The 20,017-nt window shown below is 68.7% G+C and carries 24 protein-coding genes; 23 read left to right on the top strand and 1 reads right to left on the bottom strand.

The genetic code is table 11. From position 1 onward, the window contains the following. Positions 1 to 13 precede the first annotated feature (13 nt). The 17 genes from NR798_RS33855 to NR798_RS33775 all read left to right on the top strand — a co-directional run bounded on the left by NR798_RS33855 (position 14) and on the right by NR798_RS33775 (position 13,146). Positions 14 to 1,597, top strand: a complete 1,584-nt coding sequence (locus NR798_RS33855) for a hypothetical protein (RefSeq protein WP_375766663.1) — start codon at positions 14 to 16, stop codon at positions 1,595 to 1,597. Between the two features lie 24 nt (positions 1,598 to 1,621). After that, on the top strand, positions 1,622 to 2,293 hold the full coding sequence (locus tag NR798_RS33850; RefSeq protein ID WP_375766662.1) for a FliH/SctL family protein: 672 nt from the start codon (positions 1,622 to 1,624) through the stop codon (positions 2,291 to 2,293). Between the two features lie 3 nt (positions 2,294 to 2,296). Then, positions 2,297 to 3,613 (top strand): type III secretion system ATPase SctN, encoded by a 1,317-nt coding sequence (gene sctN / locus NR798_RS33845; protein ID WP_375766661.1) that lies wholly within the window; start codon positions 2,297 to 2,299, stop codon positions 3,611 to 3,613. A 64-nt stretch (positions 3,614 to 3,677) separates the two neighbouring features. After that, positions 3,678 to 4,169: a flagellar assembly protein FliH gene (locus NR798_RS33840; protein ID WP_375766660.1), complete on the top strand. Its 492-nt coding sequence runs from the start codon at positions 3,678 to 3,680 to the stop codon at positions 4,167 to 4,169. Between the two features lie 31 nt (positions 4,170 to 4,200). After that, complete coding sequence (locus NR798_RS33835; RefSeq protein ID WP_375766659.1) at positions 4,201 to 5,100, top strand: flagellar hook-length control protein FliK; 900 nt, start codon at positions 4,201 to 4,203, stop codon at positions 5,098 to 5,100. Next, positions 5,097 to 6,467, top strand: a complete 1,371-nt coding sequence (gene sctQ / locus NR798_RS33830; RefSeq protein ID WP_375766658.1) for a type III secretion system cytoplasmic ring protein SctQ — start codon at positions 5,097 to 5,099, stop codon at positions 6,465 to 6,467. Before NR798_RS33835 ends, sctQ begins: the two co-directional genes overlap by 4 nt. A 110-nt stretch (positions 6,468 to 6,577) precedes the next feature. After that, positions 6,578 to 7,237 carry a flagellar biosynthetic protein FliO gene (locus NR798_RS33825; protein WP_375766657.1) on the top strand — a complete coding sequence of 220 codons (660 nt, stop codon included), beginning with the start codon at positions 6,578 to 6,580 and terminating at the stop codon, positions 7,235 to 7,237. Between the two features lie 12 nt (positions 7,238 to 7,249). Continuing rightward, positions 7,250 to 8,086 (top strand): type III secretion system export apparatus subunit SctR, encoded by an 837-nt coding sequence (gene sctR / locus NR798_RS33820; protein ID WP_375766656.1) that lies wholly within the window; start codon positions 7,250 to 7,252, stop codon positions 8,084 to 8,086. 7 nt (positions 8,087 to 8,093) lie between these two features. Continuing rightward, positions 8,094 to 8,357 (top strand): flagellar biosynthesis protein FliQ, encoded by a 264-nt coding sequence (fliQ, locus tag NR798_RS33815; protein WP_375766655.1) that lies wholly within the window; start codon positions 8,094 to 8,096, stop codon positions 8,355 to 8,357. Continuing rightward, positions 8,354 to 9,172 carry a flagellar biosynthetic protein FliR gene (locus tag NR798_RS33810; RefSeq protein ID WP_375766654.1) on the top strand — a complete coding sequence of 273 codons (819 nt, stop codon included), beginning with the start codon at positions 8,354 to 8,356 and terminating at the stop codon, positions 9,170 to 9,172. The genes fliQ and NR798_RS33810 overlap by 4 nt, the downstream gene beginning before the upstream one ends. A 15-nt stretch (positions 9,173 to 9,187) precedes the next feature. After that, positions 9,188 to 10,252: a type III secretion system export apparatus subunit SctU gene (gene sctU, locus NR798_RS33805; protein WP_375766653.1), complete on the top strand. Its 1,065-nt coding sequence runs from the start codon at positions 9,188 to 9,190 to the stop codon at positions 10,250 to 10,252. Between the two features lie 36 nt (positions 10,253 to 10,288). Continuing rightward, positions 10,289 to 10,570 carry an EscU/YscU/HrcU family type III secretion system export apparatus switch protein gene (locus NR798_RS33800; protein ID WP_375766652.1) on the top strand — a complete coding sequence of 94 codons (282 nt, stop codon included), beginning with the start codon at positions 10,289 to 10,291 and terminating at the stop codon, positions 10,568 to 10,570. Positions 10,571 to 10,639: 69 nt separating this feature from the next. Continuing rightward, entirely contained in the window at positions 10,640 to 11,116 is a 477-nt protein-coding gene (locus NR798_RS33795; protein WP_375766651.1) for a hypothetical protein, read from the top strand. Positions 11,117 to 11,120: 4 nt separating this feature from the next. Beyond that, on the top strand, positions 11,121 to 11,597 hold the full coding sequence (locus NR798_RS33790) for a SycD/LcrH family type III secretion system chaperone (RefSeq protein ID WP_375766650.1): 477 nt from the start codon (positions 11,121 to 11,123) through the stop codon (positions 11,595 to 11,597). A gap of 128 nt (positions 11,598 to 11,725) precedes the next feature. Then, entirely contained in the window at positions 11,726 to 12,328 is a 603-nt protein-coding gene (locus NR798_RS33785) for a hypothetical protein (RefSeq protein WP_375766649.1), read from the top strand. A 143-nt stretch (positions 12,329 to 12,471) separates the two neighbouring features. Next, entirely contained in the window at positions 12,472 to 12,690 is a 219-nt protein-coding gene (locus NR798_RS33780; RefSeq protein WP_267535148.1) for a hypothetical protein, read from the top strand. A 237-nt stretch (positions 12,691 to 12,927) separates the two neighbouring features. Beyond that, positions 12,928 to 13,146 carry a hypothetical protein gene (locus tag NR798_RS33775; protein WP_267535148.1) on the top strand — a complete coding sequence of 73 codons (219 nt, stop codon included), beginning with the start codon at positions 12,928 to 12,930 and terminating at the stop codon, positions 13,144 to 13,146. Positions 13,147 to 13,280: 134 nt separating this feature from the next. On the opposite strand, the gene rnk is transcribed toward NR798_RS33775, so the two are convergent. Continuing rightward, the gene (rnk, locus tag NR798_RS33770; RefSeq protein WP_375766648.1) at positions 13,281 to 13,697 is read right to left on the bottom strand and encodes a nucleoside diphosphate kinase regulator; all 417 of its coding nucleotides are present in this window, start codon (positions 13,695 to 13,697) and stop codon (positions 13,281 to 13,283) included. A gap of 811 nt (positions 13,698 to 14,508) precedes the next feature. Between rnk and NR798_RS33765 the strand changes: the two genes are divergently transcribed. From NR798_RS33765 to NR798_RS33740, 6 genes are all read left to right on the top strand, one after another. After that, entirely contained in the window at positions 14,509 to 14,949 is a 441-nt protein-coding gene (locus tag NR798_RS33765; RefSeq protein WP_375766647.1) for a CBS domain-containing protein, read from the top strand. 61 nt (positions 14,950 to 15,010) lie between these two features. Then, positions 15,011 to 16,705 carry an HAD hydrolase family protein gene (locus NR798_RS33760; protein WP_375766646.1) on the top strand — a complete coding sequence of 565 codons (1,695 nt, stop codon included), beginning with the start codon at positions 15,011 to 15,013 and terminating at the stop codon, positions 16,703 to 16,705. A 38-nt stretch (positions 16,706 to 16,743) separates the two neighbouring features. Then, positions 16,744 to 18,537, top strand: coding sequence for an SLC13 family permease (locus NR798_RS33755; RefSeq protein ID WP_375766645.1), 1,794 nt, complete (start codon positions 16,744 to 16,746; stop codon positions 18,535 to 18,537). A 63-nt stretch (positions 18,538 to 18,600) separates the two neighbouring features. Beyond that, entirely contained in the window at positions 18,601 to 19,071 is a 471-nt protein-coding gene (locus NR798_RS33750; RefSeq protein WP_375766644.1) for an MgtC/SapB family protein, read from the top strand. Between the two features lie 68 nt (positions 19,072 to 19,139). Beyond that, complete coding sequence (locus NR798_RS33745; RefSeq protein WP_267535148.1) at positions 19,140 to 19,358, top strand: hypothetical protein; 219 nt, start codon at positions 19,140 to 19,142, stop codon at positions 19,356 to 19,358. A gap of 267 nt (positions 19,359 to 19,625) precedes the next feature. Beyond that, positions 19,626 to 19,844, top strand: coding sequence for a hypothetical protein (locus NR798_RS33740; protein ID WP_267535148.1), 219 nt, complete (start codon positions 19,626 to 19,628; stop codon positions 19,842 to 19,844). The last annotated feature ends 173 nt before the right edge of the window (positions 19,845 to 20,017 follow it).

Below are 20,017 nucleotides of genomic sequence, written 5' to 3'. Positions count from 1 at the left end.
CGCGGGGTGACCGTTGGATCAGTTCTTCACCTCGCTGAGCAAGCGACAGACGATGATGCTCCTGACCGCCATCACCTTTGGGGGTCAGGAGGGCGTCGCCGCGCTGGAGCATCTGCCCGAGGAAGAGGCGGAGCTGCTCCAGCACCGGGCCCAGGAGATCCTCCAGATTCCGCGCGACAAGCGCATCCCGCTGATGGTCCAGGAGATCAAGCGGCTGGTGAAGGACCGGCGCGGGCAGCTGTGGAGCGCGGACCCGGAGCGGCTGGCGGGCCTGCTCAAGCGCGAGCGCGCCGCCCTGGTGGAAGTCGTGCTGCGCGCGCTGCCGGCCCAGCTGGCCGAGGCGGTGCGCACCCACCTGCCCAACACGGGGAAGGTGAAGCTCACGCGCGAGGTCCGGCCCCAGGTGCTGGACATCGTGCGCTGGAAGCTGGAGGAGCGGCTGTCGCGCGAGTCCGCGGCGCACGTGCCCTTCAAGTTCACCGACGTGCTGCTGCTGCAGACGCGCGAGCTGCTCACCATGTGTGACCGGCTGGGCGCGCGCGTGCTGGGGCCGGCGCTGGCGGGTGTGCCGGACTCCGAGCGCGAGCCGGCCTTCGCCGTGCTGCCGCCCCACCTGCGCCAGCTCGCCACGCGGGCCGTGACGGCCAATGCCCCGCGCAAGCTCGCCGAGGAGGATGCCAAGGCGCAGCTCGAGCAGTACGGGGGCATGGAGAACCTGGCCGCCGCCATCCGCGGCGCCGGCGTGCACCGGCTGGCGCGCGCGAGCGTGGCCCAGTCCGCCGAGTTCGCCTCCCGTCTGGTGGAGAAGCACCGCAGCGAGTTCGGGCAGGTGCTGGCCAAGTGGGTGCGCGAGGAGCGCGCCAAGCCGACCACCCGCGGCGATGGCGGCCGCACGGACATCGTCACGGACCTGGAGCGGCTCGCGGCCCGGGGTCTCATCGAGCGCCCGGTGCGGCTCACCCCGCCTCGTCCGCCCGCCCTCGGCCCTCCGCCCTCGATGAGCGGCAAGGCGGTGGTTCCGCCTCCCGCCACCCGAAGCCCGGCCGTGTCCCGGGAGATGCGCGCGGGCGCCAGCTCGGAGGCCTCGGTCCGCCGGTCCGCGTCCTCCCAGTCCGTCAACGTGCGCAGAGACCCCATCGCCGAGCGCGAGGCGCGCCGGGCGGGCGCCAGCTCGAACTATGGGGGACGTCAGGACGCGCCTCCCGAGGCCTCGCCCTCGCGGGTGAGCCGGGTGACTCCTCGGACTGCCCGCGAGGGGGCGGACGTGAAGCCGGATCCCACCGGGGCGCGCATCGGGCCGCCGCCGTCGTCTCGGCCCGGCACGAACGCGGGCTCCCGGTCCCGGGTCAATAACGTGCCTCCCGATGAGAATTCGGAGGTCTCCCGCATCATCCGTTCCCCGGTGGCGCGCTCGCACAGCCGGAGCGCCGTGTCCCGGGTCGAGGCCGAGCCCGAACGGCCGCCCAGGGTGCTGGGGACCAGCACCTCCCTCCCCGCGGTGCGGCCAGACGGGTCCGGGTCCCAGGTCCAGCGGCGCCCGCAGCGACCGGGCGGGCCGGGCACGAGTGGGCGTGGACCGCGCGGCGGAACGCGCTAGCATCCGGCGGACAAGGAGCTTTCGATGGCGATCGGCAAGGTGATCAAGGGCGATTCGGGGGCCGAGCCTCTACCCGGTGGGGACAGGCCGGTGCTGCGTCCGCCGCGTCCGGGCGTGATGAACGCCGAGGTCTTCGATGCCCGGCAGACCGCCCAGGGCATCATCGAGGAGGCCCATCGCGAGAAGGAGCGCATCCTCGCGGAGGCCCAGCGCGAGCGCGAGGATCTGCTGGCCAAGACGCGCGAGCAGGGCCGGCAGGAAGGCTTGGCCCAGGCCACGGAGACCCTCCTGCGCGCGAAGATGCAGGCCGGGGAGATCCTCGCCCAGCAGGAGCGCGACGTGGTGGCGCTGGCGTGCAAGATCGCCGAGAAGATCATCGGCCGCGACGTGGAGAGGGATCCCTCGCTGCTGGCGGACATCTGCGCCAAGGCCATCGAGGAGCTGCGCAGCGCGCGGGCGGTGGTGCTGAGGGTCAATCCCAAGTCGGCGGCGGTGCTGCGCGCGCGCAAGGCGGAGCTGATGGAGCTCATCGGCCGGGCGGTGGACGTGTCCATCAAGGAGGACGCGGACGTGGCGCCGGTGGGATGCATCGTGCAGACGGAGTTCGGCAAGGTGGACGCGCAGCTGCCCACCCAGTTCGAGATGCTGCAGAACGTGCTCTTCCCGGACCAGGGCAAGAAGGACGGGCCCGCGTAAACCATGGCTCTCGATCTCCAGCGCTACTTCTCCCTCATCAAGGAAGCGCCGCTGTACCGGGTGCAGGGCCGCGTCACCGAGCTGACGGGTCTGGTCATCAAGGCCAGCGTGCCCAACGTCCGCGTGGGCGAGCTGGTCCTCATCAAGGGCCACGGCGGCCGCAACGCGGTGAAGGCCGAGGTGGTGGGCTTCCAGGGTGACGAGGTCATGCTCATGCCCCTGGGCGAGCTGCTCGGCATCGGCCCGTCCAGCGAGGTCGTCCCCACGGGCAGGCCCCTCTCCATCAAGTGCGGGGAGGCGCTCCTGGGCCGCGTGCTCAACGGCATCGGCGAGCCCATGGACGGCAAGCCGCTGCCCACCGAGGGCTTGTTCGACTGGTCGGTGGACCGCGACTGCCCGGATCCCTTCACGCGCCAGCGCATTGAACGGCCGCTGCCCCTGGGCGTGCGCTGCATCGACGGGCTGCTCACCGTGGGCGAGGGCCAGCGCGTGGGCCTCTTCGCCGGCTCGGGCGTCGGCAAGTCCACGCTGATGGGCCAGATAGCGCGCAACACCAAGGCCGACCTGTGCGTGGTGGCGCTGATCGGCGAGCGTGGCCGCGAAGTGCGCGAGTTCATCGAGGACGCCATGGGCGAGGAGGGCATGAAGCGCTCCGTGCTGGTGTGCGCCACCTCGGACCAGCCCAGCCTCGTGCGTCTGCGCGCCGCCTACGTGGCCACGGCCATCGCCGAGTACTTCCGCGAGCGCGGCGGCAACGTCCTCTTCATGCTCGACACGGTGACCCGTCTGGCCCGTGCCCAGCGTGAAATCGGCCTCGCCATCGGTGAGCCCCCGGCGCGCCAGGGCTACCCGCCCAGCGTGTTCTCCATGCTGCCGCGCATCCTCGAGCGCACGGGCAACTCGGAGAAGGGCAAGTGCACCGCCATCTACACCTGCCTCGTGGCCGGCGGTGACATGGAGGAGCCCATCGCCGACGAGGTCCGCGGTATTCTCGACGGCCACTTCATCCTCAACCGTGCCCTCGGCGAGCGCAATCAGTGGCCCGCCATGGACGTGCTCGCCAGCCTCTCCCGTGTGATGAGCGGCATCGTCTCCAAGGACCACAAGAAGGCCGCGGGCAAGCTGCGCGAGACGCTCGCCACCTACGAGAAGCAGCGCGACCTCATCCTCCTGGGCGCCTACCAGTACGGCACGGACCCCCGGACGGACTACGCCATCGACAAGTACGACGCCATCATCGACTTCCTCAAGCAGGACACCCACTCCAACAGTGACTTCGACGAGACCGTCGAGCAGCTCATCGGCCTCTTCGCGGAGTGACGTGACGGGCGGGCCTGACGGGGAGGGGTGACGGACCCGGGGTTTTCCGGGTTAGGATGGGGCCATGCCCCCCTACCGGTTGCAGACCCTGCTCGAGATGCGTGAGCGCGCCAAGGAGGAGGCCGAGCAGGCCTTCTCCGACGCCGTCAAGGAGCTGGAGAAGCAGAAGGCCGAGCTCAAGCGCCTGGAGAAGGAGCTGGAGACGCGCAAGGCCGAGCGCAAGCAGAAGGTCATGGCCTACCTGCAGGGACTCATGGCCAAGGGGACCACCGGTCCCAACAGCTTCACGATGATGAACCGGTACGAGGAGCGCCTCAAGGACGAGGAGGCGCAGCTCGCGCTGGAGATCGAGCGCCAGAAGGAGGTCGTCAAGACGGCCGAGAAGCTGGTGGAGCAGCGCCGGCGCGAGATGGCGGAGGCGGCCATGGAGCTCAAGGCCATCGAGAAGCACAAGGAGAACTGGACGAAGCAGATCCGGGCCGAGCGCCAGGCCAAGGAGGAGCTGAACCAGGAGGAAATCGGGAACACCTTGTTCCTGATGCGTCAGCGCAAGTAACCTCCAGCTCCCCCCCAGGTGGTGTCGCACAATGAGCCGAGTCGAAGACGATCGTCAGGCGCAGAAGGCCGCGGAGCGGCTGGTCCAGGAGAAGCGTCTCCAGGAGTCCAAGGCCAAGCAGCGCCAGGAGGGGGAGTCCGCCTTCTCCAAGCTGGTCCAGCAGCAGAAGTCCGCGCAGACGCAGCAGCCCCAGCAGCAGAACCTGGGCAAGTCCGTGCTGGCGCGCCTGCAGCAGGAGGGCAAGGCGGGAGATCTGCGCGGCCAGCAGCGGCAGACGGGCACGTCCGAGGGCCAGGTGTCCGGCGGCCGCCAGTCCGAGTCGCCCCAGATGGGGCAGGCCCGGAAGAACGACCAGGGCGTGACGCAGACGCGCGTCGAGTCGCGCGCGGCGGACGCCAAGGACACCAGCAAGGCCCTGGACGAGCGCGGCGAGGCGCTCGACAAGGACAGCGACAACGCCGCCATGGGCGTGCAGGCCCGGCGCGAGAAGGGCCCCATCAAGGCGGACGCGGACGGCGGGGGCAAGGGCGGTGGGGACGGCAAGGACAAGAAGGACGGCGCCGAGGCGGCCGCCAGCTTCCGCTTCAACCCCGCGCTGATGGCCCCCGTGCCGGTGGCCAAGCCCAAGCCCACCTCGGGCTCGGAGCGGCTGCGCGCCATCGCCAACGAAATTGCCCAGAAGATCGTCGAGCGCGTGCGCGTGGGCACCAACGCCGCGGGCAACGCGGAGTTCCAGATCGACCTGCGCAACGACGTGCTCAAGGGCCTGTCCATCAAGCTCAGCGCGAAGAACGGGAAGATCCACGCCACCTTCAGCGGCAGCGACAAGGAAGTGCTGAAGATGCTCGAGGGGCAGCGTGAGACGCTCAAGAACGCGCTGGCCGGCCGCGGCCTCACCCTCGAGGAGCTGCGCGTCGAGGCGAAGTCATGAGCAGTCTCGACCTGGACGACGAGCCCGGTCCGCAGGAGCGCACCATGGTGGTCGACGCCCGGCAGCTCAAGCGTCCGGCCGCCCCGGTCGCTCCGGGCAAGCCCTGGAAGCCCTACAGCTTCGCCAGGCTGGAGAAGGTGTCGATCAACGAGTCCCGGCTCACCTCGCGCATCAAGTGGCTGACGCCCAAGCCCGAGGCCACCGAGGCGCTGTGCACCCGGCTCAAGGGCCTCTTCGACACGCAGGTGGGCTTCTCGCTGGAGGCGGTGCGGGCGCTCAGTCCGGGCGATCTGCGCCGCCACCTGGCCGAGCCCACCTTCCTGTCCTTCCTGGTGCCCGGTCCGCATCGCGGGCGCGCGGTGCTGGAGATTGAATTGCCCCTGGCGCACGCGGCGGTGGACACGCTGCTGGGTGGCGCGGGCGAGGCCGTGGGCGTGCGGCCCCTGACGGACATCGAGGAGGGCGTGGCGAGCTTCGTCATCCTCGAGGCGCTCAAGGCGCTGGTCCCGGCCATGGAGGGGCTGCCCAGGCTGCGCCTGGAGGGCGTGGCGCGCGGCCTGGACGAGGCCATCACGCGGCTGAGCGAGGAGGGGCCGGTGCTGGTGGTCCAGCTCCGGGCCCGGCTCGGCTCGCAGGAGGGCATGGTGCGCCTCTTCCTGCCCTCGGGCGTGCTGGACGTGATGGAGCCGGCGCAGGTGGCCGAGCAGCGGCGCGCCACGTTGCAGACGGACATCCAGGCCCACCTGGGCCGGTTGTCCTCGGTGCGCACCTGGCTGCGCGCGGAGATCGCCCAGGCGGAGATCTCCAGCCGCGACCTGTCGAGCCTCCGGGTGAAGGACGTGGTGCTGGTGGACGCGTTCTCGGCCCGGCCGGACCGGGGCGAGGAGGGCACCGCCCGGCTGCTCGTGGGGCTGGCTCGCAAGGGCTGCCTGGCGGCGGACGTCTTCCTGGAGAATGGCCAGTACCGGGCACGCATCACCGGGATGGTGGCGGGAGATCAGTCCTTCCCGCGCAGCGTGCCCTCCGAGGCGGATGAGTCCGCGGCGGAGGCCCTGGGAGAGTCGGGGGACGAGGAGTTCACCAACCCCGAGATGCGCAACCCTTTGGCGGAGAGTGGTGCCTTGGAGGACAGAATGGATTCGGGCGACCTGCTGGGTGACATCCCGCTGCAGATCTCCGTGGAGCTGGCGCGGGTGCCGGTGACGGCGGAGCAGGTGGTGGCCCTGCGGGTGGGCCAGGTGGTGGAGCTGCGCCGGGCGCCGGGAGAGCCGGTGGACCTGTCGGTCAATGGCAAGGTGATTGCCCGGGGCGAGCTGGTGGAGGTGGAGGGGCAGCTGGGCGTCCGGGTCCTCTCGCTCGCGGGCTGAGAGGAGCGTGGAGCGTGTGGGGTGACCCGGGCAGGCGAGCGAAGGAGCGGAGCAGGGCAGGGGGGACCCGTGGCGGTCTCCTGCCCGATGCACTAGCCTCGCGCCCCATCATGGCCGTGTCTTCCGTTTTCCCCCCGCGTCCGGCCTGGCTGGTGTGCGCGTGCCTCCTGCTGGCGCCGCTGGCCCGGGCCGAGGCCCCTGCCTCCCATGCACCGCCGGCGCCCGCCGCCGCGCCCGCTCCCTCCGCCGAGCCCTCGAAGTCTCCGGCCCCCGCGGCCCAGGCCGCTCCCGCCACGCCGCCTCCCTCCACCGATGAGTTCGGTGCGCCTTCCCAGCCGCCCGGCATGGAGGAGGAGCCCGAGAGCCTCGGGTGGATGCTGACGCGCACGCTGCTGCTGTTCGGCGCGGTGGTGGCCTCCATCTACCTCACGCTCAACGTGGGCCTGCGCAAGCTGATGGGGCTGCAGGGCGTGCCCACGGGGCGGCCCTCGGTGGTGTCGGTGTTGGAGCGGGTGCCGTTGGATCAGCGCCGCACCCTCTTCGTGCTGAAGGCCGCGGACGAGTACCTGCTGGTGGGCGGCGGCGAGGGTGGCCTCCAGCTGCTCTCCAAGCTCGACACCGCGGCGGTGGAGCGCATCCGTTCCGAGCGCCCCCCGGCCAACGTCATCTCCCTCTCTCCCTTCCTCCAGAAGCTCCTCGCCCGCCGCGACGCCACGCAGCAGGGGACTACTGCTACCCAACCGAGCGGCACCGAGCCGCCGGGCGCCTGATCGAGACGACTCGTGAGATTCACCAACGTCCGCCTCCCCGCCCTCCGCCTGTCGCCCTGGCTGTTCGCCGTGGTGTTCGCGCTGGAGCCCTTCCTCGCCTTCGCCCAGCGCAACAAGCGCGGGGGTGGCGCCGCCGCCGCCGATGTCGCCGTGAACGTCGATGCGGTGAGCCCCGACTCCTTCGCCTCGCGGCCGCTGGTGCTGATGCTGGCGCTGGCCGCGCTGTCGCTCGTCCCCTTCGTCTTGATGATGGTGACGAGCTTCGTGAAGATCTCCGTGGTGCTCTCCATCGTGCGCTCCGCACTGGGCACCCAGCAGATTCCGCCCACCCAGGTCATCACCGGCCTGGCCATCATCCTCACCGTCTACATCATGGCCCCGGTGGGCCAGTCCATGTACCGGGCCGCGGAGGTGGACATCCTCGCCCGGGGACCCTCCCTGCTGTCCTCGGAGTCGGTGGGCACCCTGCTGGAAGCGGCCAACAAGTCCAAGGAGCCGCTGCGCGCCTTCCTCATCAAGAAGGTCACCGCCAAGGACCGCGCGCTCTTCTACAACCTGGCCCGGAAGATGCGGACCACCGAGGAGGACAAGGCGCAGATCACGGACAAGGACTTCATGACCATCGTCCCGGCCTTCGTGGTCTCCGAGCTGAAGGAGGCCTTCCAGATCGGCTTCCTGCTCTTCGTGCCCTTCATCGTCATCGACATGGTGGTGGCCAACATCCTGCTGGCGCTGGGCATGCACATGCTCTCGCCCACCACCATCTCCATGCCCTTCAAGCTGCTTCTCTTCGTCCTCGTCGACGGCTGGTACCTCATCGCCAAGGGCCTCGTCGTCGGCTACCTGTGAGACGCACATGCACCAGCTGAACTCCATCCTCCAGCAGGCGCTCTACCTCGTGCTCGTCGTCTCGGCGCCTCCCGTGCTGATGAGCCTCCTGGTGGGCTTCATCATCGCCGTCTTCCAGGCCACCACGCAGATCCAGGAGCAGACGCTCTCGTTCGCGCCCAAGGTCATCATCGTGTTCGGCGTGCTCGCGCTCACCGGCCCGTGGATCGGCAACCAGCTGGTGCGCTTCACCTTCCACGTGTTCGATCAGTTCCCGGCGCTCATCAGATGAACGTCTCCGATGTCATCGCCCGGCTGACGGAGCAGGCCAACCTCTCGCTCGTCATCTTCACCATGGGCCTGCTGATGTGCCGGATCATGCCGGTGCTGGTGCTCTCCCCATTCCTGGGCGGTGAGGTCATCCCCCCGGAAATCAAGATGGGCGTGGGCGTCATGCTCTCCGGCGTGCTCTTCCCGGCGGTGAGCGCGCGCATGGGGGCCCTGCCCACCAGCGCGTTCCCCTACATCGGGTTGATGCTCAAGGAGATCTTCATCGGCGTGGCGCTGTCCATGATCGTCAACGTCGTCTTCGAGGCGGCGCGCGTGGCCGGCAACCTCGTGGACACCATGTCCGGCAGCAACAACGCCCAGCTCTACGTGCCGCAGCTCGGCACGCAGGTGTCCATCTTCGCCAGCCTCAAGGTGCAGCTGGCGGTGGTGCTCTTCCTCACGCTCAATGGCCACCACCTGGTCATCGAGGCGCTCGCCGAGAGCTTCGCCATCGTCCCCCTGGACCGCTTCCCGCGCTTCAGCCTGGGCAGCTGGGCCTTCTTCGAGCTCATGATCCGCTCCTTCGCGGACCTGCTGAAGATCTCCCTCGCGCTCGCCGCGCCGGCCATGCTGGCCGCCTTCCTCACCGACATGGCCCTGGGCGCCGTCAACCGCGTGGCGCCCCAGGTCCAGGTCTTCTTCATCTCCATGGCCATCAAGCCCCTGGTGGGCGTGGTCATCGTCTTCATGTCGCTCGGCCTCATCATGGGGCGGATGCAGACGGAGTTCGCCGCCATGCTGGCCACGCTCCGCCACGCCATCCGCCTGCTCGGCTGACCCAGGGTCCTCGCCATGTCCGACGAGAAGACAGAAGAACCCACACAAAAGAAGCTCGATGACGCGCGCAAGAAAGGCCAGGTCTGGAAGAGCAAGGACCTGACGGCCGTGCTCGGCTTCGTGGTGGGCCTGGGCGTGGTCAATGCCACCTGGTCCAACGTCGAGCAGCGCGTCACCGAGCTCTTCCACTTCAGCTTCGATCACATCGCGCACCCGGAAGGCATTCAGGCGGCGACCGGCCAGCTCATGACCATGGGGCTCAACACCGTCCTCATGCTCACCCTGCCGGTGGTGGCGGCCGTGGCCATCATTGGCGGCCTGGTGGAGTTCCTCCAGGTGGGCTCGCTCTTCACGCTCGATCCGGTGATGCCCAAGCTGGAGAAGCTCAACCCCATCGAGGGGTTGAAGAACCTCTTCACCAAGAAGCAGATCATCGAGATCCTCAAGAACCTGACGAAGATCTCCATCGCCGCCTACGTCACCTTCGGCGTCATCCGCGACTCGATGCCCCTGGTGGTGGAGACGGTGCGCCGCGACACGCCCACCATCCTGGCCATCATGGGCGAGCTGACCTACCGCGTCGCCGTGCGCGTGGGCATGGTCTTCTTCCTCTTCGGCATCTTCGACGTCTGGTGGCAGCGCAAGTCGTACATGAAGGACCAGATGATGTCGAAGGAGGACGTGAAGAAGGAATACAAGGAGAGCGAGGGCGATCCGCACAACAAGGCCAAGCGCAAGGAGATGGCGCACGAGCTCCTGGAGGGCGCGCAGATGGAGGCCGTGAAGGACGCCGACGTCATCGTCACCAACCCGGACCACGTGGCCGTGGCGCTCAAGTACGACAAGGACGGGGACGTGGCGCCCAAGGTGCTGGCCAAGGGCCTGGACTTCAAGGCCGAGCGCATCAAGGCCCTGGCGCGCGACTCGGACGTGCCCACGCTGCGCAACGTGCCCCTGGCGCACGCCCTGCTGCGCGTGGAGGTGGGCGAGCAGATCCCCGAGGAGCTGTACGACGCCGTCGCCGAGGTGCTCAACTTCGTCTACGGCCTGAAGAATCCCACTCCGGCGGCCCGGGCCTGAAGCGGCCTTGGCCCCCGTTCCTGACGCGAGGTTCCCATGAGTGACGACGCCGAGATGGCCATCGCGATCAAGTACGACAAGGAGAAGGACACCGCGCCGCGCGTGGTGGCCAAGGGGATGCGGCTCAAGGCGGAGAAGATTCGCGAGATCGCCAAGCAGTACAACATCCCCGTCATGAAGAACGTGTCGCTGGCCAACGCGCTCTACCGCATCGACGTGGGCCAGGAGATCCCCGAGGAGCTGTACGACGCCGTCGCGGAGGTCCTCAACTTCATCTTCGAGCTCCAGCGCGAGCAGCAGGCAGGCGGCAAGCGGTAGGGCGAGTGCGGTAAGACGAGTAGGGTAGACTCTGGCGTGCCCCCCCGGCAGTGAGGTTCAATCCAGGCCATGGCCAAAATCAACAATCAGCCCCCGAGAACACCCCTCTGGCCCTGGGGCGGCCCCCGTGCGGTCCGCGAGAAGCTGGTCGATCCCTCCCAGTTCGATCGCAAGAAGCGCAAGGCGGGCAACCCGAAGAGTCCGGCGCTCGCCTCGGCGGCGCTGCTGGACTTCATCGGCCCGGCGCACTCCTCCGAGGAGCTGCGGCTGCCCACGCCCCCCAATCCCAAGGGGCACGAGGCGGACCTGGAGGGCTTCTCGGACCGGCCCTACCTGGGCAGCGTGGCCGGGCGGGGTGACAGCGATCAGCGCCAGCTGCTCGAGCGGAGCATGGCGCGCCTCAACGCGCCGCCAGAGCGCATGGAGCGCCTCAAGGGCCTGCTGCAGCGCGAGGCGCAGATGCTGGCGCTGGTGGGCCAGGTGCACTCCGAGGTCCAGGAGATCCAGCGCCGCATGCGCGAGGAGCAGCAGGAGGAAGGGTTCTAGCGCCATGGCCGCATCCGACAGCAACAACCCCCAGGACGAGGCCCGGCTCGCCGCGATGATGCAGCGGTGGGCGGATGGCAAGGCGACGCTGCGCGACGTGCGCGGCTACACGGACGATGAGCTGTACGCCATCGCCAAGACGGCCTACATCTTCTTCTACCAGGGCCGCATCGCCGAGGCGCGCACGCTCTTCCAGGGCCTCTACGCCGTCAACCCGGCGGATGCCTACTTCGCCAAGGCGCTCGGCGTGGTGGAGATGGCCGCGGGCAATCCGCAGGGCGCGCTGGCCGCCTACGACGTGGCCCTCAAGCTGGATGCCCGGGATGCCCAGGCCTACGTGGGCCGCGCCGAGGTCCGGCTCTCACTGGGGCAGAAGGCGCAGGCGCTGGAGGATCTGCGCCGCATCTCCTCCCTGGTGGAGGCGGATGAGCCGCTGGCCCACAAGGCCGAGGCGATGATGACAGCGCTCACCCAGCGCTGAACCGGCGCCCGACTCCCCAGGTCACGGGTTTCCGAGGTTGCTGGCTTGATCCAGGAATCCAACCATCCCTAACATGGGCAGCGCCGTGCATTGACACTTCTCGCTCCCCCGCAGAAAGAGACGCGCTCATGTCGAAGAAGCCGAACGCCAACGAAGAGTATCCCCTTCCTACCGAGCCGCCCGAGCTGGTGGCGAAGCGGGAGAAGCTGCTGGCCGCGCTGGAGAAGCAGGCCAAGACCGCCACCGGGACTGCCCAGCCGGTGCTGCGCAAGATGCACGAGCTGCTGGCGAACACCAAGGTGGGCGCGCCCCTGAACGTGAACCTCTACAACGAGGTCAAGGACGCGTTCGTTCGCTTCACGAAGGATCCCGTCCTTCCTCCTCCGACCATCATCATGGAGGTCGTGGAGTTCCTGCAGGAGCGGCTGGTCGCGGTGGGCTTCACCGGCCAGATGGAGTGGCCCGAGGGCGCGCCGCCGATCCCGGCGGGCTTCGTGGGCGCCCTGCTCGAGGGTGCTCCCGCCGCGGCCGCTCCGGCGGCGCCGGCCCAGCGCTCCGGCACGGGCGTGAAGGATGGCTTCGAGGGCTCCGCGCAGCGCAAGGGCATGACGCTCAACCCCGAGACCGCTCCGGCGCCCGCCGCCCCCTCGGATGCGAAGTCCGAGCAGCAGCAGCTCGAGTCCTTCAAGACGTGGATGAAGAACCCCGCCCTCGGCAAGGTGAAGGGCTAGTCCCTCCTGGTTTCCCGGCCCCGGGAAATGATCCGGAAATGCAGCAGGAAACTCTGGAGAGCCCGGGCCGATAATCAGGTTGTCAGGTCGTTGCTTCGCCTCCCACCGAAGTTTCAACCCCTCGAATTTACTGGAGAATTCAAATGTCCCTCAGCTCTATCGCCAACGCCGGAATGAGCGCCATGGGCGGTCTCTCGAAGGCGCAGCAGGACATGCTGGCCAACGCCCCCGCGGAGATGAAGCCGTTCATGGAGGCGCAGATGAAGATGCAGAAGGAGCAGGAGCTGACCCAGCTCATCACGCAGATGATGAAGCAGATGCACGAGATGGCGATGTCCGTCATCCGCAACATCGGCGGCTGATAGCGCCCTCCGCAGCTGGGTAGTTCGAGCCGGCCTCGTGCGGTCCTCCTTGGAGGGCCACGCGGGGCCGGTTTGCTTTTGGGCCCCACGGCTTAGCAGGGGCCTCGCGGCTCCGAAAAAAAATGCCCCGGAAAAGGAGGAGGAAACTCCTGAAGGGCAGGACCGATAATCCTTTTGTCAGGTCGCTGCTTCGCGCGGCACCAGGTTCCAACCCAACGATTTCCCAGGAGAATTCAAATGTCCCTCAGCTCTATCGCCAACGCCGGAATGAGCGCCATGGGCGGTCTCTCGAAGGCTCAGCAGGACATGCTGGCCAACGCCCCCGCGGAGATGAAGCCGTTCATGGAGGCGCAGATGAAGATGCAGAAGGAGCAGGAGCTGACCCAGCTCATCACGCAGATGATGAAGCAGATGCACGAGATGGCGATGTCCGTCATCCGCAACATCGGCGGCTGATAGCGCCCTCCGCAGTCAGGTAGTCCGAACCGGCCTCGCGCGGTCCTCGATAGGAGGCCACGCGGGGCCGGTTTCGCTTTTGGGGGGGTCGAAGGGGCCCGCCGCCAGGCGCGGCGGCGGGGGCCTCCGAGGTGTCAGAGGTGGAAGTCTCCTGCCGCCTCCGGTTGGTACGGCACCGCGACGATGCGCAGCGTCCGGGTACGCCCACCCGGGACCGGCCACTGGATGGACTGGCCCACGGACAGCCCGAGGAGGGCACTTCCAATGGGAGCGATCACCGAGATGCGGCCCTCGTCGCTGCGAGCGTCCTGCGGGTAGCAGAGCGTGACCCGCCGGTGGGCGCCCGTCTCCTCGTCCTCGAAGACGACGGTGCTGTTCATCGTCACCACGTCCGGAGGGACCTCCTGGGCGCTCGTCACCTCGGCCCGGGCCAGCTCCTGCTCCAGCATCTCGACCAGCTCGGCGTTGCGACCGTCTCCGTGCAGCTCGATGAGGCGCTGGAGGCGATCGAGGTCGGTCTCGGTGACGAGGATGTGTCGCTCTTGGGTCATTGCCATGTTCCTCATGGGGAAGTGGCCGCGCTGCGGCCGGGGTGAATCGAGGGAGGCCAGGGAGAGCGGCAGGGGACGGCGCTCGTGGAGCCGCGTCCGCGTCCTACGGGCGCTCAGGACAGGAGTCCCCTGAGGAGCCTGCCTGGGAGGCAGCCTTCAGAGGGGACGGGACGCCGCGCGCCGGGGTTTAGAGGGGGTGGCGGGCGGCGCAGGGTTCGAGCCAGGCGGTGGCCCGGCCATGGGCGAGCAGAACCCGGCGCACCACGGCCCAGCGCGTACCGGACTTCATCGGGGCTGGGCACGGGGCGGCGCGCATACAGGGCTGACTATAACTGCCCGTTCTCATCCTGCAACAGCCGGTGGGTACTCCGGGAGGGGGGAAGAAACCCGGCCGGGCAGGGGTTCTCCAAGGAGACGATGTGCACTGAGCATCGTCATGGACCCAGGAGAGCCGAGATGCGCATGCAGTTGCCCCCAGCCCCCGACAAGCGCGAGATGCCTTGGGCGGGGCTGTGCCGGCGCTCGTGCGTGCTCCACAGGGCCGCTGCCTGGCTTCTCGCTCGCACCGCCGCTCCTCTCGCCTAGAGGCGCTGGCGGTCGTTGAACGAGGAAGAGTCCTCGTCTGGTACGCCCTCGATGCGGGCCCCTCCCGGGTCCCGCATTCCCCTCACTCCCGTTCCCGAACGCCCTCCCTCAGGTCTGGAATCCAGGCCTGTCCCGGCAGGCGTCCGCGCGGAGCGCATGCGAGTCCGTGAGGCCCGGCGCTGCTGGATGAGCCGATACGCAATCCAACCGCGAAAAGGAGGATGTCATGTGGGTGCGAGACGTGATGCGGCGAGACGTGGCCGTGGTGGGGCCGGAGACCCCCCTGCGTGAAGCGGCGGAGCGCATGTGGAACTCTTGCCGTCTGCTCCTGGTCGTGGGTGATGCGCACGGCATCTACGGCCTCGTGACAACGCGAGAGCTGGTGTTGGGCGCCGAGGCACAGGCTCAGGGTTACCTCGCCGGTGCGGTGGGGGACGTCGCCCGCCTCGACTTCGTCTTCACCCACGAAGACGAGACGCTGGAGAACCTGGCGCGGCGAATGGTTCACGCTGGGGCGCGGCGGGCCATCGTCATCGACGAGGAGCTGCGCGCGGTGGGCGTCGTCTCTCCCCTGCAGATGGCGAGTCCCGATGTCGTCGGGCGGGCCTCCGAGGAGTCCTTCCCCGCCAGTGATGCCCCTTCCTGGACGGGCACCATGGCTGGGTGAGCCCCGGGGCGCTCGAGAAGGCCCTGCTTTCCCACATTCATCACCCGGAACGGAGGTCTCAATGCGCTACCTGGCCCTCGCCATGAGCCTGGATGGAACCCTGGCCAACGCTGGCCGTCTCGACGCGGCGCTCGAGCAACTGCGGCGCTCGGGGCGGCGCGCGCTCCTGGTGACCGCGCGGCGGCTCGGGGAGCTGACCGCGGTCTGCCCCCGCCTGGAGCTCTTCGATTGCGTCATCGCGGAGAACGGCGCCGTCCTGCACTGGCCGGCTCGCCGCGAGAGTCTGTCCCTCGCCGGGCCCGTTCCGGAGTCCTTCGAGCTGGCCCTGCGCCGGCGCATCCTCTCCCCCATCGAGCGGGGCCAGGTCGCCGTCTATACCCATGCCTCGCATGCGTGTGCGCTCGTCGAGGCGGTTCGTGAGCTCGGCCTCGAACTGCAGATCCTCTTCTGCGGCGAGTCGGCGCTGGCCGTGCCGCCGGGCGTCAACAAGGGGGCAGGTCTCCAGGAGGCGCTCCTGTCGCTCGGGCTGTCGCCGCACGAGGTCGTCAGCATCGGGAGCGAAGCCAATGATCATTCGCTCCTGGACGTGAGCGAGTGCGCGGTGGCCGTGGCCGATGCCCTGCCCGCGCTCAAGGAGCGGGCTGCCTTCGTGACAAGAGGCGCGGCGGAAGCAGGGGTGGCCGAGCTCATCGAGGAGTTGGTCCGTGACGATCTCCAAGCGGCCAGGACGCGGATTCCCCACGACTCGCTGCTGCTCGGCTTCGAGCAGGCCGGAGACGCGGTGTGCATTCCCGCCCATGGGGACAACGTCCTCGTCACGGGGCCACGTGGCAGCGGGAAGTCGGACTACGCCTTCGGGCTTCTCGAGCGGCTCATCCAGAAGAAGTACCAGCCCTGCGTCATCGACCCCTGGGGGGATTTCCCGCTCCGCGAGGACCTGGTGAAGCTGGGGAACCGGCTGCGCGCGCCCCGGGTGTCCGAGGTCATCGCCGCCCTGACGGATTCGTCGGTGAAGCTCGTGGTCAATCTGGCCGGGCTGACGCCCTCCGAGCAGCCGGGCTTCTGTGCCGAGCTGTTCACTGCGCTGGCGGTGATGCGGAGGCGGACAGGGCGGCCTCACTGGATTCTCGTCAACGGAGCCCAGCACGTGTGGCCCTCTGGAGGGCGGGCCGCCGGAGGGGGGCCCACGGCTCTGGGAGAGACCATTCTGCTGGCGGACAACCCGGGGGAGGTGGCGCGTGCCATCCTCCGGCAGGTGGATGTCGCCGTGGCGGTGGGGCCGGCTTCCGCGCGGACCCTCGGGCACCTGGCCGAGGCGCTCGACGTGCCCGCGCCCTATGCCCCGCTCAGTGCCTGCCAGTCAGATGAAGTGCTCGCCTGGTTCATCACCGAGGGGCACTGGCCGCTGCGGCTGAGGGTCGCACCGGGGCGCGCCGAGCGCCTGCGGCGCTTCCAGGGGCATGTGGAGGGGGACCTGGGCTCCGGGAGCTTCATCTTCCAGGGGCCGGAAGGGAGGCTGGACCTGCGGGCCAACAACCTGAGCACCTTCTGCCAGTTGGCGGAGGGCGTGGATGAGCAGGCATGGCTCTTCCACCTCTGGCATGGGGACTTCTCGCGCTGGATACGGCACGTCCTCCGTGACGACGAGCTGGCCCGGGAGATCTCCACCATCGAGCGCCGCTACGAGCTTCCCGCGGCGGACAGCCGCCGGCAGGTGCTCGGCGCCATCACCCATCGGTACGCGCTCCCGGCCTGAGGTGAGGAGGGGGGCTCGTCCTCCAGGAGCGTTTCGACATGACGGGGATTGCACTGGTTCTGGGCATCGTGTTCATCGGCATCGTCCTCTTCTCCATCGAGACGATTCCCCTCGAGGTGACGGCGCTCTCCGTCGTCTGTCTGCTCGCGCTGACGGGAGTCCTGACGCCCGCGGAGGCCTTCGCCGGGTTCTCCAACGAGACGGTCATCTTCATCTTCGCGCTCCTGGCGATGACGGAGGGGCTGTCGGCGACCGGGGTGATGCACAGGGCCGGCAACGGGCTGGCCCACCTCGGCCGGCTCGGCCCCCGGGGATTCCTCCTGGGGTTGATGGTGCTCGTGGCGCTGTTCTCGGCCTTCGTCCCCAACACGGTCACCACGGCGGCCTTTCTTCCGGCGGCGCTCCGGGGCGCGAAGGCCGCCGGCCTGCGGAGGAGCAGGGTGCTCATGCCCCTCGCCTTCGCCTCCATCCTGGGCGGGATGGGGTTCTTGTATGGGACCTCGACGAACCTGGTGGTCTCCGCGCGGCTGGACGCTCTCGGGCTGGGCCCCATCGGCCTCGTCGAGCTCTCTCCGGCCGGGCTGCCCGCGGCGCTCCTCGGGGTGGCGCTCGTCCTCCTGCTGGCGCCGGTGGTCCTGCCCACCCGGACGAGCGTCAGCGAGGAGGAGGGGCAGGCGCGGGACTTCATCACCGAGGCGTACGTGCCCCGGCGTTCGCGGCTCCCCGGCAAACAGCTCTCCTGGCTCCAGCGGTGGCTCGGCCTGGAGGTCGTCGCCGTCATCCGTGATGACCAGCGGCTGGCCCCGGAGCCTGCTGTCGTCCTCGAGCCGGAGGACCGCCTGGTGCTCATCGGCCGGCGCCGGGACATCCTGCGCATCCGGCACCTGCGGGGGCTCGTGCTGCGCCACGAGCTCGAGGTCCGGGAGGCCCGGCGCGGGCGGGAGCCCGTGATCGCGGAGGCCCTCGTGCCTCCGGCCAGCGTGCTCGCCGGAACCACGGTGAGGGACGCACGGCTCACGGAGCGCCATGGCGTGTCCCTGCTCGCGCTGCACCGGCACCCGTCCCTCCAGGTGCAGCCGGAGCCGCTCACCCCGCGGTCCCTGCGTGGGGTGAAGCTGCATCCGGGAGACGGGCTGCTGCTGGCCGGGCCGCGCGAGCGCCTGCGGGAGCTCGCGAGGGACCCCTCGTTCCTGCTGTTGCTGAACGTCGAGGAGATGGCGGTTCCCCGTCACTCCAAGGCGTGGCTCGCCATCTCCATCTTCCTCACCGCGCTCGTGATCGGCTCGGTGGGGCTCGTGCCGCTGTCCGTCGCGGGCGTGGCGGGAGTCCTCCTCATGGTCCTCACCGGCTGCCTGGACCCGAAGCACGCCTTCCGGATCGACTGGCGGGTGGTGCTGCTGATCGGCTCGATGATGGCGCTCGGTGTCGCCATGGAGAAGAGCGGGGCGGGGCTCTTCCTCGGAGGACTCGCGGCCGATGTCGCGGGAGTGGGTGGCCCGCGCCTGGTGCTGCTCTGTCTCATGCTGTTGACCGTGGTCCTCTCCATTCCGATGAGCAACCAGGCCGCCGCGCTCGTGATGTTGCCCGTGGGGCTGAGCGCCGCCTCGGCCCTGGGCGTGAACCCCCGCACGTTCGCCATGGGGATTGCGCTCGCCGCCTCTTGCTCGTTCATCACACCGCTCGAGCCGAGCTGCATGCTGGTGTACGGCCCCGGGCGCTACCGGTTCAGCGACTTCCTCCGGCTCGGAGGTCCGCTCACCGCGCTGATGCTCGCGATGCTCCTCGTGCTCGTCCCGTGGGCCTGGCCGATGGGGGCGCACGGGGTGGGGTAGGGCACGGCCGCTCCGGAGCGGAGGGACTGCTCTTCATTTCTCGAGAGGAGGGTGGGTGGAGACATGTGGACCGAGATTCTCGACATCCTGCTTCGCGTCGGAGCGGCGTTCCTGCTGGCGCTGCCCCTGGGGTGGGAGCGCGGGCTGACGGCCCGGACCGCGGGGCTGCGGACCTTCCCGCTCGTGGCGGTGGGGGCGTGCGCTTATCTCTTGCTCGGACAGCATGCCCTGGGCGAGAGCGCCGAGGCGCAGGCGCGCGTCCTCTCCGGGCTGTTGACGGGCATTGGCTTCGTCGGTGGTGGGGCCATCCTCAAGACGGAGAGGGATGTGCGCGGGATCGCCACCGCGGCCAGTCTCTGGAATACGGGGGCCATCGGCGCGGCAGCCGCCTACGGCCGCTACGAGCTGGGCCTGATTCTCTCGGTGACCAACCTCCTCACGCTCCATCTGCTCAGGGCGGCCCAGCGCCGCCAGGGCTCCCAAAAAAATGCCCCGGAAAAGGAGGAGGAAACTCCTGAAGGGCAGGACCGATAATCCTTTTGTCAGGTCGCTGCTTCGCGCGGCACCAGGTTCCAACCCAACGATTTCCCAGGAGAATTCAAATGTCCCTCAGCTCTATCGCCAACGCCGGAATGAGCGCCATGGGCGGTCTCTCGAAGGCTCAGCAGGACATGCTGGCCAACGCCCCCGCGGAGATGAAGCCGTTCATGGAGGCGCAGATGAAGATGCAGAAGGAGCAGGAGCTGACCCAGCTCATCACGCAGATGATGAAGCAGATGCACGAGATGGCGATGTCCGTCATCCGCAACATCGGCGGCTGATAGCGCCCTCTGCAGTCAGGTAGTCCGAACCGGTCTCGCGGTCCTCGATAAGAGGCTTCGCGGGGCCGGTTTCGCTTTTGGGCCCTGGGTGCCTCCCGACGTGGGACTGGTGGCGTCGTGGAGCTGGGCGGCGCGGAGGCCCCGAAAAAAAATGCCCCGGAAAAAGCAGGAGGAAACTCCTGAGGGGCAGGACCGATAATCCTTTTGTCAGGTCGCTGCTTCGCGCGGCACCAGGTTCCAACCCAACGATTTCCCAGGAGAATTCAAATGTCCCTCAGCTCTATCGCCAACGCCGGAATGAGCGCCATGGGCGGTCTCTCGAAGGCTCAGCAGGACATGCTGGCCAACGCCCCCGCGGAGATGAAGCCGTTCATGGAGGCGCAGATGAAGATGCAGAAGGAGCAGGAGCTGACCCAGCTCATCACGCAGATGATGAAGCAGATGCACGAGATGGCGATGTCCGTCATCCGCAACATCGGCGGCTGATAGCGCCCTCTGCAGTCAGGTAGTCCGAACCGGTCTCGCGGTCCTCGATAAGAGGCTTCGCGGGGCCGGTTTCGCTTTTGGGCCCTGGGTGCCTCCCGACGTGGGACTGGTGGCGTCGTGGAGCTGGGCGGCGCGGAGGCCCCGAAAAAAAATGCCCCGGAAAAAGCAGGAGG

Origin of the sequence: Archangium gephyra (genome assembly GCF_042230915.1) — a bacterium.
Taxonomy (GTDB): Bacteria; Myxococcota; Myxococcia; order Myxococcales; family Myxococcaceae; genus Archangium; species Archangium gephyra_B.
The sequence above is the reverse complement of the archived record's forward strand: the minus strand, read 5'-3'. Positions and strand labels throughout refer to the sequence as shown.